The sequence below is a fragment of the Candidatus Manganitrophaceae bacterium genome (genome assembly GCA_016200325.1).
Taxonomy (GTDB): Bacteria; Nitrospirota; Nitrospiria; order SBBL01; family Manganitrophaceae; genus Manganitrophus.
In genome coordinates this window covers 13,257-27,523 of record JACQEZ010000010.1, presented here as the reverse complement: position 1 = coordinate 27,523, position 14,267 = coordinate 13,257, and the positions used below count along the sequence as shown (strand labels likewise).

10 protein-coding genes are annotated in these 14,267 nt (G+C 58.8%); 3 read left to right on the top strand and 7 right to left on the bottom strand.

The annotated features are described in order from the left end of the window. Positions 1-50: 50 nt before the first annotated feature. From HY282_07760 to HY282_07745, 4 genes are all read right to left on the bottom strand, one after another. Positions 51-1,679: an Ig-like domain-containing protein gene (locus HY282_07760; protein ID MBI3803646.1), complete on the bottom strand. Its 1,629-nt coding sequence runs from the start codon at positions 1,677-1,679 to the stop codon at positions 51-53. A gap of 349 nt (positions 1,680-2,028) precedes the next feature. Then, entirely contained in the window at positions 2,029-2,448 is a 420-nt protein-coding gene (locus HY282_07755; GenBank protein MBI3803645.1) for a hypothetical protein, read from the bottom strand. Positions 2,449-2,534: 86 nt separating this feature from the next. Then, positions 2,535-2,774 carry a CDGSH iron-sulfur domain-containing protein gene (locus HY282_07750; protein MBI3803644.1) on the bottom strand — a complete coding sequence of 80 codons (240 nt, stop codon included), beginning with the start codon at positions 2,772-2,774 and terminating at the stop codon, positions 2,535-2,537. A 68-nt stretch (positions 2,775-2,842) separates the two neighbouring features. Further along, on the bottom strand, positions 2,843-4,438 hold the full coding sequence (locus tag HY282_07745) for a response regulator (protein ID MBI3803643.1): 1,596 nt from the start codon (positions 4,436-4,438) through the stop codon (positions 2,843-2,845). A gap of 1,084 nt (positions 4,439-5,522) precedes the next feature. On the opposite strand from HY282_07745, the gene HY282_07740 reads away from it, so the two are divergent. After that, complete coding sequence (locus HY282_07740; protein MBI3803642.1) at positions 5,523-7,847, top strand: 6-phosphofructokinase; 2,325 nt, start codon at positions 5,523-5,525, stop codon at positions 7,845-7,847. 30 nt (positions 7,848-7,877) lie between these two features. Here the strand turns inward: HY282_07740 and HY282_07735 are convergent, their stop codons facing one another. From HY282_07735 to HY282_07725, 3 genes are all read right to left on the bottom strand, one after another. Further along, positions 7,878-8,285, bottom strand: a complete 408-nt coding sequence (locus tag HY282_07735; protein MBI3803641.1) for a hypothetical protein — start codon at positions 8,283-8,285, stop codon at positions 7,878-7,880. A 1-nt stretch (position 8,286) separates the two neighbouring features. Beyond that, complete coding sequence (locus HY282_07730; GenBank protein ID MBI3803640.1) at positions 8,287-8,832, bottom strand: hypothetical protein; 546 nt, start codon at positions 8,830-8,832, stop codon at positions 8,287-8,289. 82 nt (positions 8,833-8,914) lie between these two features. Then, positions 8,915-9,544 carry a DUF1499 domain-containing protein gene (locus HY282_07725; protein MBI3803639.1) on the bottom strand — a complete coding sequence of 210 codons (630 nt, stop codon included), beginning with the start codon at positions 9,542-9,544 and terminating at the stop codon, positions 8,915-8,917. A 431-nt stretch (positions 9,545-9,975) separates the two neighbouring features. Here HY282_07725 and HY282_07720 point away from each other — a divergent pair, with 431 nt between their 5' ends. Beyond that, complete coding sequence (locus tag HY282_07720) at positions 9,976-11,157, top strand: hypothetical protein (GenBank protein ID MBI3803638.1); 1,182 nt, start codon at positions 9,976-9,978, stop codon at positions 11,155-11,157. Between the two features lie 250 nt (positions 11,158-11,407). Further along, entirely contained in the window at positions 11,408-14,227 is a 2,820-nt protein-coding gene (gene ppc / locus HY282_07715; GenBank protein ID MBI3803637.1) for a phosphoenolpyruvate carboxylase, read from the top strand. The last annotated feature ends 40 nt before the right edge of the window (positions 14,228-14,267 follow it).

Here is a 14,267-nt window from a genome sequence, read left to right as displayed (position 1 = left end):
GGAACGGGTTGACAATGCAAACGGTTGTCCGGCGGCCGCGACGGCGGTCTCTATTTTTGGATCACCACCGAATCGAACGAGACCCCGTTTTCGTCGAGCGCTTGCAGGGTCAGCGCATCGGAGGTCATCGACGCCGAAATCAAATGATGAACCGATTGGGAGTGGGCCGTGAAAGGGCTGATCCCCGGCGATTGGGTGAGATACGCCCCTCCGCCGCCGGTCACGAAATAGGTCACCCCGTTGATTGGAACGGTCCGCTCGTAGTCGTGGGCATGTCCCGTGAAAACAACATCGACATGGTATTTCTCGAAGAGCGGAACAAAATCTTTCATATTGGGAAGGTTCCCGAAGAGGCCGCTGCTATAGGGAGGATGGTGGAAATAGACGATCTTCCATCGGGCCGCACTTTGGGAGATCGCCTCCTGAAACCAGGCCAGCTGGCCTGGATCGTACTTGTGATACCGGGTCAGGGTGGAGTCGAGCGCGAAGAAGTCGGTCTCTCCCCAATGGAATTCGTAATAGAGCTTTCCGGTCGGATGAAAGAAATTCGCTAGAAAGGTCGCCCCGTCATCGGCGACGACATCGTGATCTCCCGCGACGGGGAAAAAGGGGATCTGTCGGATCAGATCTTGATACGGGAAGAAATAGCGCGGATCGTATTCCGGATCGTATCCATCTTCATAGACGACATCGCCCGGGACAATCACGAAGGAGGGGTCGAGCTTTTTCACCAGCGCCGCCAAGGCCAGTTGATCGGACGATTTGACGCCGCTGTCTGCAAAAGCGACAAAATTAAACTGATTGTCCCCCGCCCCCTTCGCCGTCTGAAAGCTCCCTTCACCGAGCACTCTCCCGCCGACGCTCACACGGTAAACATAACGGGTGTTGGGAAGAAGACCGGGAAGGGTGACGAAATGTTTTCTCCAGCCGACGAGATCGTCGAAACGGTAGGCCACGTTCGGAGCCGCGCCCCACTCGATCGTCCCTTCCGGGGTACACTCCCATGCCACCGTCGCCGACGTCGGCGTGACGAAAGCAAGATAGGGAGGGCGCGTTCTCTCCGGGCAGATCGGCGCGGGAGGGTCTTTCTCATTATCCAACGTGGTAAAGCGCCAATCATATCCGATCGTGAAATAATTTTTAAAAACATCTTTTATCCCCCGGGTCAGGGTCCCCTGATAGACCGTTCCGGGAGAGAGTGGACGACTCGGAGTAAAAAGGGCCGTTTGACTTGATGGATCATAAGAGATCGATCCGGGCACGCCGATCTGATCGGGTCCCGCGACGATCAGCGTCGCGGTCGTGAGGGTGGTGAGGTCGATCGGTTTATCAAAGGTCACTCGGATCTGCGTCTGTAGATCGACCCCCGTCGCCCCATTTCCCGGGCTGACGGCGGCGACGCTCGGCACCCGGCTCTCCGGCAGCGGCCGGAAGGGGGGAAGGGTCGGCGGTGATGGCGCCCGCGATACCGGCATCAACGAAGGGGGAGGCGCAATCACTGAAGGGGTGGACACCGGCGGAATCGCTTGAGGGGCGATCGGCAATTCCGGCGCGGGAGAGGGTCCCAAAGGCGCCGAAGCCCCTCCGCCCCCGCCACAGGCGGCGAGGATGAGGATGAGAAGGTGGACAATCCAATATTGCCAACATTGCGACGCGCGCTTACCCTGTTTGCTGCTCATTGCTCATTATCAATTCTGTTTGTCGTGCCCCGCAGATTCGGAAGAGGATCAGCTGTCGATTCTCTTTGGTTTTTAGAAGACACCTTATACACAGCAACTTGGATGCCGGGAGGATCAGAGCTGGACCTCATCTCCGCAGATCTTTCTCATTCGCGCTTTTCGATCGGTTGTAACATGAGCAACAAAGAGAAAAGGAAGTAAATTGGAATTATTTTCCCAATACCGGAAAACGGAGGGATAATAAAAGAGAATGATAAAAGAAGGTGAACCGACCGGAACCGATTGAACTGCAGATCCGGGACACAAGGGTCACTGACTGAAACGGAAGCGCAGCCGAGAGATTAAAGTGTCAGGGTGCTTTCCAAAGCGGTCTCTGTTCGGTGTCGAGAAGAAGGAGCGTCGGCTCTCCGGCCAGCATCAGGTCCGGGCGTCCTTCTTTTGAGAGCGCCATCCTTGCACGGGATTTCCCGGCCTCATCTAAAAGCTCAACCAATGAACTCCCATCCGCATTTAGCATCAAGAGAACCCGGCTCTTTTCGTCTTTATCGAACAAGGCGAAGCCCGGCTCCCCTTTGGCGGAGACGAAGAGCGCCCCCCGGAGCTTTCCGTCCCGATCGACCAGATGGAAATCTTCCGCCGTGACAACCTTCTTATGTTCCTTCGTTTTCTGGGCCGACACCTCCTCGCCGGTGAGAAGCCACACCGAGAGGAGCCCTCCCGCCAGCCCCGCCGCCATCGCCGTCCAGAGTGACCGTGCCGTCGTTTTCATCTCTCCCTCCCCTGCCCGAAAATAAAACGCAAATAAAAAGGGAGAAGGCCCCTTGAGAACCCTCTCCCTTCCTCGATGAATTCAAATTATTTTATTTTGGAATGACTGCCGTCACAGAAAGGAGGATTCCCGGTCCGCTTACAACCGCAAAAGGCCACCTTTTTCTTCTGCTCGATCGTCACTTCCAGCGGGCTGAACTCCCCACCCTTGTGGGAGCTGTCGCAAAAAGGCTGCGCCTTCGATTTTCCGCAGCGGCACCAATAATAAGTTCCCGGCTCGATCTCGAGAATATAGGGGCCCCGTTGCGCGATGATTGGATCTGCCATCATGATCTCCTTTGAGGATAAATGGAATGGTCATTTAAACGGATAAACGGACGCTCTCTGCAACAGGGTCAATTGCCCTTTTCAGTCCGATCGGGCAAGAAGAGGGTGAAGGTCGTCCCCTTCCCCTGTTGACTCTGAACCTTGATCGTTCCTCCGAGCAGCTCGATCGACTCCTTCACGATCGTCAAACCGATGCCGACCCCGTCGGCGTGAAAACCGCCGCGGCGGGCGACCCGCTTGAACGGCTCAAAGAGGGTCGGAAGGGCCTCTTTCGGCATGCCGATCCCGCTGTCCTTCACCGAGATCAGAATTCCCCGGGGAGCGGCTGTCCCCTCGGCGGAGAAGGTGACCGAGCCCTTCTCCGTAAACTTGAAGGCGTTGGAAAGAAGGTTGGAGAGGATCTGGCGAATCCGGAACGGATCGCTTCGGATGATCGGAAGTCCCGAGTCGATTTTCCATCGGACGACAACCTTTTTTTGCGAGAGCATATGCTTGAGGCCTTCAAAGACCTCCGAGATAATCTGCTGAAGATCGGCCGGCTCGGACCGAATTTCGATTTTCCCCGCTTCGATCCGAGAGAGGTCGAGTAAATTTTCTATTAAATTGGTCAGATCGCGGGCGTTCCGCCTCAGTGAGACGAGCACCTCCTCCTGCTGCGGGCTGACCTCGCCGAAGTGCTGGTCGAGCAGCAAGGCGGTGTAGCCGAGGATCGCATTCAAGGGGGTCCGAAGCTCATGAGACACATTCGAGACAAAGCGCGATTTAACCCGATTGGCCGCCTCCGCTTCGCTCTTCTTCTCCTCCAGCTCGGCCACCAAGCTTCGCAACGACCCTTCCAATCTCTTCTGATCATCGATATCGGTTGCGGTCCAAAGCCAGGCCATCACATTCCCCTTCTCGTCTTTCTCCGGAAGGGCCATGAGCAGATGCCACCGGTACGCCCCCCCCTGCTGCCGGAGACGACACTCCGTCTGATAATTCGCCCGGCTCTCCACCGCCGTTTTCCAGCCGTCGAGGAAAGGGGCGAGATCGTCCGGACAGATCGCTTTCTTCCATCCCCACCCTCCGCTCTCTTTAAATGTCAAACCGGTATACGTGGTCCACCGTTCATTGAAGAAATCGATCGATCCATCCGGGCGTGCAATCGAGATGATGTGGGGAACGGCGTTGGCCAGGTTCTTATAGCGCTGCCCGCTGATCCGCTCCAGCGTCTCCAGCTCCCTCGCCCGCTCTTTCGACTCGCTCCCTGCGCGGTCGGTCCGCCGTCGCACCGGATGGGTCCCGACCAGCGCTGCGACTTTCGACCGCAACATGTCGGGCTCAAACGGCTTGATGATGTAATCGAGCGCGCCGACGGCATACCCTCTTGCCGCATCGGCCTCGGTTCGGTTGACCGCCGTAATGAAAATAATCGGGATATTCCGGCACTTCGGCCGCTCCCGAATCAACGCGGCGGTCTCAAATCCGTTGAGGCCCGGCATGGCGACGTCCAGTAGGATCAAGCTGAAATCATCCTTGAGCAGAAAGCGGAGCGCCTCCATCCCGGAGCGGGCCCGAACCAGATTATAATTCGGCAGCCCCAGCACCGCTTCCAACGCCAACAAATTTTCCGGGTGATCATCCACCAACAGAATGTTGGCCCGCGAGTCCTTGCGATATGCCATCCATCCCCCCACCGATCCGATCTCTTTCCGTTCAACCGAAGAAAGACGCCAGCCGATTATATCGATTTATTTTGTGGAGGACAAGGGGGATCATTCACCGGGCGGTGACTTCATTTAGAATAGAAGGGAGAGATATTTTAGTGTCGCTCTCGCGGAGGGAGAGGAGAAAGGACCCGTTGCAGAAATTCAAAAAAGGGTTGCCGCGGCGAGGTCGGTTCTTGTGTGTGCGGATTGCCTGCCGAAGGTCGTGGGGTTTTAACCCACCCCCCAACGTGGGGGCCGACTGCCCGGCCCCCTCCGGCCCCCCCGTGCAGCCGGTGAGAGATCCCCCCCGCTCCCCCCTTACGGTCACAACTTGCACCACGCGCGGAAGGGCACCGCGGATGGGGCTTCGACAGGTGACCTGATTCGGTCGGTGAGACGTCTGATATAAAACGCAGCAGAGGGGGGGGGCGTAGTACGCCCTTGCCGCGCAGGCGCTTACGATCTTTTTTAATTCAAACACAAACAGTACTAGATTTGGGTTTATCCCCTCGGTGGCGTGCTGTGTCGGAGAGAAAGGGCCCCACGGGGGGATGGGTGGAGCGAGGACGCAGTGCGCCACCGCTATAAATGAATCGTTCTATCTACCTTTACAGGGCGCCTGTCTGAGGCGCAGTCCGCACCTCTTTGTGCGGTCGCGCCGAGTTCGGCCGTGGGGGGGAGCAGGGGGGGAAGCCCCACCCGCTGCCTGGGGAAGCCGGAGGGGCCGTGGCAAGACGGCCCCACGGTGGGGGGTGGGGTGAAACCCCGCTCCAATGTTCTTTAGATCCGCCTTCTGTCTTCTATCTTCTAGATTCTATCTTCCCTCCTTACTACGAGAGGGATAACAAATCCTGTCCCGCAACAATTAGAGCCGAGGGCGCCACGCGCATCCGGAATAAGGGTAAGAAGGCGGGCCACCCACAGATGCATGCAATCGATGTTGACTAAATAAAATAATCCAAACCCACTTCCATACAAATCTTGATTCATTCTAATTGATATTATAGACTGGGTTCACTGGGATCCTTTTATTAACGAGGCCCCCAAGGCGAGGTGAGAAATGGATGCAAATCCTGCAGGGCTTCCTTTAATTTCCGTCGAAGGATTAATGAACTATGCCGAGGCGATGGCCAGACGCTCGCCTCCCGACGGGGTGACTTTCCCGGAACCGCCCCCCCCCACCGCCGACCGTGCCCGCCGGGCCGCCGAGGCGATCCCGCGGCTCCAGGCCTTCGTCGATCGGGCCGTACAGGGATTCGACAACGCAGCGAGCTACCGCGCCGCGCGACGGAAATTAATCGACGACGGCTGCGGCGGCGACCCGCTGGTCTTTTATGTCGCCTGGAACCGGCTCTTGGCCGAAGGACGACTCGCACCGCTGCTCCACGGTCCGATCCGCTCGATTCAGAAACCGCTCGGACGCCGGCCGGTGGCGATCGTTCCGCGCGCTCAGCTGACGCCGCAGTTGTCGGAAGGTCGGATCGTCCTCGATCTCGGCGACGACCGCTTCTGGCTCCTGCCGCGCGACCTCACCGGACGGGCCCTTCTCTTTACCATGCGCCACGGCGTCTCCCGCGTCGAGAGCAAGACCCATCGGGTCGGCCAGCGCCTGGCGAACACGCTGGAGCCGGGACGGGGGCTTCCGAAAGCCGATGCGGTCGGGGCGGCACTCGCCCGAATGGTCGGGGCCGTCGGCCAGCAGCTCGATTTCCTCCACCTCGAAAACTACCTCGACCCCAAGACGTTCCGACACCAGATCAGCAGCAGCCCCAATACCCGACAACTGTTCGAGCGGGTCACCGCGGCGATGACCCGGAACGACGGCGGCCTCCCCGAGGCGACGGTCGATCCCGCGCTGGAATCTCAAGATTTCGGTTGGGTGACCGGCCTTGAGAAAACCGCGGAGGTCGAAGAGGCGGCCCGCGCCTTCGGCGTCGACGCGAAGACAGCCAAGCGCCTGATCAAACACCCCCTCTATTGTTATCCCGGCGGAAACTCCTTCTTCGACCTCTATGCCGATGTCGTCGACGGATTTCACCGGATCGCCCAAGCCCACCAGGGGGGAGTCGTCTCCCTCTACACCCACAGCTCGACGCTGCGGGCGCTGATCACCTACCTCGACCCGCGGCCGTTCCACGAAGCCTTCTCCGAGTTCGGCGAATATAAAGAAGGTCAGGACAATGTCGTTCTTCTTGCCTATGAAAACGGACGGCTGTCGGGTTACTCGACGGCGGTCGGTCTCTCCGAGCGGGAGCGGACGGCGCGCGAGGCGTGGGTGACCGTGGAGCGGGAGCGGATCGGACGGGTGACACTAAAGCCGCGTCAGATCCGGCAGATCGTGGCGCTCGTCTCCGGCGGCGACTTCGCCGGCGCGGGGGCCGCACTCAAAGAGCTCCGCGCGGCCGGCGACCGTCAAGGGATCACGGTCCATTTCGTTCGGCACGGCTTTTTAGGATTGGCGAACAATTGGATTGAGCGGTTCACCGACCGGGAGATGCGCGGGATGGCCGGATTCTCCAGCAGCCCGATCGGAAGCAGCCGATTTGAAGATTTCAAAGAAGAAGAGGTGCAAGCCCTCGCGCTGCGGAATCTCTCCCCTTATTTGGAAAACGGCGCGCTCGTCGTCATCGGCGGAGATGGGAGTCTTCGCGGCGCCCGCGCCCTCTTTGAGAAGTTCGGCGTCCAGGTGGTCGGCCTCCCCGGAACGATCGACGACAACCTCGCCGGGACGACCTCTCTCGGCTACCACTCCGCCGTCGCACTCGCCGACCATTCTCTTCAGTCGCTCAAAGCGACCAGTGCCGCGATGGGGAGCATCTTCTTCGTCGAGGTGATGGGGGCCGGCGCCGGACACCTTGCGCTCTCCTGCGCCCACCAGGCCCGCGCGGAGGGAATCTTGGTGAACGAGCACCCCGACCCCGATGCTTACATCGATCAGGTGATCTTGGGAACGCTCAAGCGGTCGATGGGGGTGCCGAACAAGAGCCATCTCTTTGTCGTTGCGGAGAAGACGCCGCATCGGCATCATCCGCTCGGCGGGGTTCATGGGCTGGTCGACTACATCGCCCAATCGATCGCCCAATGGCCGCCGGTCCAGCGGGGACAGGACCGCTATCAATTAACGGTGGCGACGAAGGCGACGATCCTCGGCCACACCCTCCGCGGGGCGCCGCCGGTGCCGCAAGACAAGGCGCTCGCCCAGCATTTTGCTTATGAGACGGTACAGCGGCTGATCGAGAGTCCGGAGCGGGCCGTCGGCTGTCTTCTCGCCGCCCGGGGCGAAGGCGCAATCGAGGCGATCCCGCTCCATAGCATCGCAGCGAAGCCGTTCGATTGGGAGCTCTTCTCCCGAATGCACGGGAATATCTCCTCGACCTCTTTTTAATCTTATTTTTTCTTGATCAGAGAATCGCCCTCAGTCGCCGAGGGCCAGAAGGGGAAGGTTTTTCTCCCGGGCCTGCCGGGAGAGATCTTTCAATGAAGTCAGAAAGTGGAGAGCGCCGGCGCGGCCGCACGGCGCGCCGGCGGGATCGCGCTCCAACCCGACGACCCTCGGCGGCTCCAGCTCCGCCGACAAACGCTCTTGCCGATAAAGCGGCTCCAAGATCGAGAGAAGCCCCTCGACCTGTTGTTCCAATTGGAGGAGTCGCTCTCCCTCGAAGCGGGTGTCGCCGTACGGATCGAGATCGGTCAGGCCGGTCGGCAAAATTCCTTTTAAAGAAGAAAGACCCCGAAAGTATCCGCGCAGCTCCGACTCGAAAGGCAAGATCTGTCGTCGGTCGGTCCGGTCTGCAGAGACCCCGATCGAAAAGATAATCGCCATCTTATTTCACCGGAAAAGCGGTGATCACCCGCCCCTGCGCATCGATCACCACCCGCATCGTTCTCAACTTTTTTTTCTCCGGACTGATTCCGATCGGCGTTCGATAGGAGAACTCGAAGAGATAGCCGCGGCGGCCTTCGGTGTTCTCCTGAATTCGTGCATCGGGACTCTTTAACACGTAATCAATCCCGGCGCGGACATCATATCCCCTCAAAAATCGGCTCTTGCCCGGAACCGTTGCATCGGCGCCATGCCGGGCCAAGATATGTCCGAAGAGGACCTTGTTCGAAAGGAGATAGTGGTCGGCGGCGAGGCGCGCCCGCTTTCGAACGGCGGCCTCTTCCGCCGTCTCCGGGCGTTGCGTCGACGCCGGGGGAACCCCCCGAATCCGGAGGTCTTCTTGCAAAGAAGACGAGAGGGGACGGGAGAAGCCCGGATGCGGAGAGAAAGCAGCCTGCACCCTGCCGGCGGGGCCGGAGAGAAGCAGGAGAATAAAAAGAAGGGGAAGAAAAACAACCCTGGCCGATCGGCGGCGCCGTCTTAACATGAGACCCTCCAAAAGTGTTCCGTGGATCTCATCTCGGTATACCGGAGGAAGGGCGCGCTGTCAATATTGCATCGATCTTCTCTTACGATTTTTCCAGCTTCCTGAGATATTTTTGAATCCGCCGCGCGTTGGTCCCGACATCGCTCTTCCCGACCCGCGAGACGGAGCGGACATCGATTCGGCTTCCCGGATCGGCCGGCGTGATCCGGACGACGATGTCATCTTTGAAACCGAACCAAAAAGTGGTGTCGGTCGCCTCGATCCTCCCCTCTTCTTTCCGCGCATCGACCAACTTCCAACCGGACGACCGCGCCGCTGCAAGCGCTTTATCGAACGCCTGATCGGGCGGATCGGTGGTGATGTCGTGAATCGGTGGAACCTGTCGCGCCGTCATCATCCACTGCAACGGAATCGCAAAGATGGTGATGCCGATGGCAAAGCCGAGGAGCGCGATCGTCATCTCCCCCCGGGTTCCGCGACGACGAAGCCCGACCAGGGCGATCAGAGAGATGACCGCCGCCGCGGCCCCGCCGAGCGCGCCATATTGCAGGAGCGAGAAACCGGTCCGGAAATGCCATCGCTCAAAGCGCGCTCCGAATCCCGCCCCGATCGCCGTAAACAGCGCGAGAAGGGCAAGCAAGAAACCGACTTGGGCGAAGTAGGTCCAGGCGGTCGGCCGTCCGGCATCCACTTTCATTGGAGGGTTGCTCATTTATGATGATCTCCATCTCGATTAAGTTTGAATCAGCTAAAACATGGTATGCCCGAACCAGGAACCAAGTCAACCTCTGGAACCGAGCACCGGTCTCTTCTCTTAGGGTGTGAAGGAATCCCGCTTCGACGGCTTCATGTCCTTCGATTCGAATGATTGCCGGAACCAACGAATAAACAAAGCTAAAGGAATGGATTCAGTTTCTCCCGCCTCATTGATCCGCAGAATAGGGACTGTTTCAACCTGTTGGGTTGCTATAAATGAAAGGTTCGTACCAATAGTAATTACTACCAAATTTTATTGACTATTTTATTGGAGCTATGCTATAAATCGGCGCACCAAGCTCATCCTCATCAACTTTAAACATAAACCAACACATTAATAAACCCCAACCAGAGGAAATGATGTCATCATTCAAACGATCCCAAAAAATGCTTCTTTCAGGCTTGTCTCTCTCGATTCTCCTCCTTCTGCACGCTTGCGGCAGTGGCGGCGGGGGCGGCGGGACAAACAACAATCCGACACCGACTCCCCCACCGAGCGCTTCGGCCAAGGTCGGCGGAACCGCCTCGAAGGCGGTTGCCACCGCGTTGAACCTGGCGGCGTCGAGCATCTCCTCCGCAGCAAGCGGCAGCGGCGCTCCCCCTTCCTTGGGCGCTTTATTGAAGCCGGGGACATCAACGGAGTTAAGCGAGACCGTTCAGGTCCGTCAGGCGCTGGACGCCGTCAAGACGGCCATCGCCGCACGGGAGAAGGTTACGGCACTCCCTTCGACACAGTGTTCCGGCGGGGGAACAATCACCGTTACGACCGACGACAACAACACCCCCTCGAACTTTCTTGACGACACCACAACCTCGACTTACGATAATTGCACGGAAAGCGGCACGGTCACCAACGGCTCGTTGGCAACGACTTTCTTAGACAATGGGCTCGGCCTCACTTTTACTTATAGCAATTACGTGATCCATTCCACCTTCTCAGGCTCCATTTCTGAAACCGCCATCACCGGAGGACTCACCTTTCATTCCACCACAGGAACCTGCGGCTTTGAAGGGAGCAGCTTCACCGATAACCTGACCCTGACCTCTAAGGTCGACCAGACCGGAGATGGGACGTTCGAGGTGAACACCGCCCTCGCCGTCAATCTGACGATGACCATAACCGAGGCACACGATGCGGCGCCGGCCTGCACGCCGGGAGCGACCACCGTCGACCTCAACGGCGGAACCAGGATCACCAGCAGCAGCGCGGCGGCAAATCAGGAGGTCACCTTCACCGATTTCAAGATGGTCCTGACGCCGACGACCAGAACGATCAACAACGTCGACACGAAGGGCGAGACCCTCTCCCTCAATGGGGCAATCGCCATCTCGTCCGGCTGCACCGGCAGCGCTGCAACGACCTTCACGATCAGCACACCGGAAGGAGAAGAGCCGTTCGTTCCGAAGGGAAAGAGCTGCCCGGTCTCCGGCAGATTCCTCATCGCCCACGGCAGCAGCCTCCTGGCCGTGATCTACACGCCGACCGGCGGGGTCCAGGTCGACGAGGGGAACAACGGCTCGATCGACACCACCTTCACCAGCTGCAAAGAGGCCGGCCTCTGCAGTTAAGCCGACCCTCGCACATTTCAGGGGCGCCCCGGTCTACACCGGGGCGCCCTTTTTATTTCAGCGTCCGAAAAACGGCGAGCTGAAAGATTCTACCCCTCGATTGCCATTTGCGTATCCGGATGAAACCGCTCGGCAGCGGCGGAAATAACGACAAAATGTTCGCAAAAAGGGGCACCAAAAAGGATCGATCCACCCCCTCCGCAGAAACAGATTTCTTGATTCCGTGCGTGAAGACTGTTAGATTAGCCGCATGGCCAAAGGAGATTCAAACAAATCGAACCGACCGCACCCGCTCCGTCCGCTCCAGGGGGATATCGATTATCTCGACGGGCTCCTCCGCCAGGTCCTGCTGGAACAGGGGGGGGAGCCGCTCGTGAATCTGATCGAGCAATTCCGGAAGATCTGCCGCGAGCTGCGCGACCGGTACAATCCGGCGCTCGAGCGAAAGCTCCTCCAAATGATCGACCGGCTCGACCTTCCCACCTGCACCCAGCTCGTCTCCGCTTTCGATCTCTCGTTCAATCTCCTGAACGTCGCGGAGGAAAATTTCGGGATGCAGGCGCGGCGTGAGATGGAGCGGCGGGGCCGGCAGGTCGACGGATCGCTTGACGATTATTTTGCCGAAGCGAATCGGAAAAATCCGGCCGCCTGGCACGAGCAGCTGACGCAGATGCGGATCATGCCGGTGATCACCGCCCACCCGACCGAGGCGAAGCGCCAGACGATCTTGGAAAAATACCGGACGATCTACCTCTTGATGTTCAAGCGGGAGAGCCCGATCTGGACACCGCGGGAGACCGAAGCGATCAAGCAAGACCTCCTCAACCAGATCACCCTTCTCTGGCAGACCGGCGACATCCATCTCGACCGCCCGACGGTGCGCGAAGAGGTGAGCAACGGCCTCTTCTATTTTCGGGAGACCTTTTATCCGATCATCCCTCGGATCTACGCCGATATTCGGGATCATATCCGAGGACAGTATCCAGAGACCGACATGATCATCCCGCCGTTTTTGCGGTTCGGCTCCTGGATCGGCGGCGATCGCGACGGGAATCCATCCGTCACGGCCAAAGACACCGAGTGGACCGTCCTCCGGCAGAAGGAGCTGATCTTTCATCTCTACCTTGAGTCGATCCATCAGCTGACGATTGAGCTGAGCCAGTCGAAATACCTCGTCGATGTCTCCAAAGCGCTATTGATGTCGATCCAGGACGACGCCGGGCGCTTTCCGGAGCAGGCCGCTCCCCTCCTCGGCCGAAACCCGTACGAGCCGTATCGGCAGAAGCTCGGCTTCATCAAACTCAAGCTCGAAGCAACCCGGAGCGAAATCGATCATCGGATGGGATTTAGTCTCTCCAGGGATAAAGCGCCGGCCCGCGGCTATCGCTCCGCCTCCGAATTCATCGACGATCTGGAAATCCTCCGGCGAAGCCTCGTCGGGGATGCCGGGAAACGCCCCGCCGAGATGGCGGTCGATGCCCTTTTAACGCGGGTCCAGGTCTTCGATTTTTACCTCGCTCGCCTCGACGTCCGGCAAGAGGCCGAGCGGCATCGAAAGGTCGTCCAGGAGATCTTCGAGCGCCTGCAACTCTATCCCGACTACGCCGCCGCCGATGAGAATAAGAAAGTGGAGATCCTGACCCAAGAGCTCCTCACCCTTCGCCCCCTGATCCCTTCCTTCTTGACCCTCTCTCCCGAAAACCAGGAGGTCCTCGAGACCTTTAAAAGCATCCGTAAGATCAAAGAAGCGATCGACCCCGAAGCGATCGGCAGCTACATCATCAGCCTTGCCGCGCAACGGAGCGATGTGTTGATCGTTCAGCTCCTCGCAAAGGAGGCAGGACTCTGCGGCCCGACGCAAGATGCCGGCTATGAGAGCGGGCTCGACATCGCTCCCCTCTTCGAGCGGATCAACGACCTGCGGTCGGCCCCCGATATCATGGATGGCCTCTTTAAAAATCAGGCATATCAGAAAAATCTCTTGGCCCGCGGACGACAGCAGGAGATCATGCTCGGCTACTCCGACAGCAGCAAAGACTCCGGCGTCTTGACCTCGAGCTGGGAGCTTTACAAAACCCAGAAGATCCTCCGAGATGTCGCGCAGGCGCATCAGGTGCATCTCACCCTCTTTCACGGGCGCGGCGGCAGCGTCGGCCGCGGCGGGGGACCGACCCACCGCGCCATCCTCGCCCAACCCCCCGACACGGTGATGGGACGGATTAAAATTACGGAGCAGGGTGAGGTGATCTCCTCGAAATATGCCAACCAGGGGACGGCGACCCACAATTTGGAATTATTGATCAGCGGGGTGCTCAAAGCGACTTTGAATGAAGAGCCGTCGACGACCGCCTCGCGGCGGATCGCCCGGTATGAAGCGGCGTTTGAGGAAATTTCTCAGATCGCCTACAGGCTCTATGGAGAGCTGGTCGGCGATTCCGACCTCTATCGTTATTTTCAGGAGGCGACGCCGATCTCCGAGATCGGCCATCTCAAGATGGGCTCCCGACCGGCTTTTCGGCGGGGAGGGAAGACAATGCAAGATATGCGCGCCATCCCGTGGATTTTCTCCTGGACGCAGAGCCGCCAGCTGGTCGGCGGTTGGTTTCCGGTGGGGTCCGCCTTCAAGACCTTTTACGACAAAAACCCGACGGAGCACGGCCCGCTCCTCCAGGAGATGTACCGCGCCTGGCCGTTCTTCAACAACTTCATCGACAATATTCAGATGACCCTCGCCAAAGCCGACATCCACATCGCGCATCATTATGCGGGGCTCGTCCGCGACGCCGAGCTGAGAAAACGGATCTTCGGACGGATTCAATCCGAATTCGAGCTGACGATCGACCTCGTCGGCAAGATCACCGAAACCGAGGAGATCCTCGCCAACGATCCGACCCTCCAGCAGTCGATCCGGCTGCGCAACCCTTTCATCGATCCGATCAACTACATCCAGGTCAACCTCATTCGAAAGCTCCGCTCCCAGAAGCTCGGAAAGAAAGAGCGCGAAGAGCTGATTCACGCCATCTTATTGACGATCAATTGTATCGCAACCGGAATGCGGAATACGGGGTAAAGCGAGCGCGGAGTGCGGGTGAGACCCATCGGCGCTTGGA

What these genes read in the sequence shown, in the direction of transcription:
- HY282_07760 (MBI3803646.1), bottom strand. Translation starts at nt 1,679, where the DNA reads ATGAGCAGCAAACAGGGTAAGCGCGCGTCGCAATGTTGGCAATATTGG.
- HY282_07755 (MBI3803645.1), bottom strand. Translation starts at nt 2,448, where the DNA reads ATGAAAACGACGGCACGGTCACTCTGGACGGCGATGGCGGCGGGGCTG.
- HY282_07750 (MBI3803644.1), bottom strand. Translation starts at nt 2,774, where the DNA reads ATGGCAGATCCAATCATCGCGCAACGGGGCCCCTATATTCTCGAGATC.
- HY282_07745 (MBI3803643.1), bottom strand. Translation starts at nt 4,438, where the DNA reads ATGGCATATCGCAAGGACTCGCGGGCCAACATTCTGTTGGTGGATGAT.
- HY282_07740 (MBI3803642.1), top strand. Translation starts at nt 5,523, where the DNA reads ATGGATGCAAATCCTGCAGGGCTTCCTTTAATTTCCGTCGAAGGATTA.
- HY282_07735 (MBI3803641.1), bottom strand. Translation starts at nt 8,285, where the DNA reads ATGGCGATTATCTTTTCGATCGGGGTCTCTGCAGACCGGACCGACCGA.
- HY282_07730 (MBI3803640.1), bottom strand. Translation starts at nt 8,832, where the DNA reads ATGTTAAGACGGCGCCGCCGATCGGCCAGGGTTGTTTTTCTTCCCCTT.
- HY282_07725 (MBI3803639.1), bottom strand. Translation starts at nt 9,544, where the DNA reads ATGAGCAACCCTCCAATGAAAGTGGATGCCGGACGGCCGACCGCCTGG.
- HY282_07720 (MBI3803638.1), top strand. Translation starts at nt 9,976, where the DNA reads ATGCTTCTTTCAGGCTTGTCTCTCTCGATTCTCCTCCTTCTGCACGCT.
- ppc (MBI3803637.1), top strand. Translation starts at nt 11,408, where the DNA reads ATGGCCAAAGGAGATTCAAACAAATCGAACCGACCGCACCCGCTCCGT.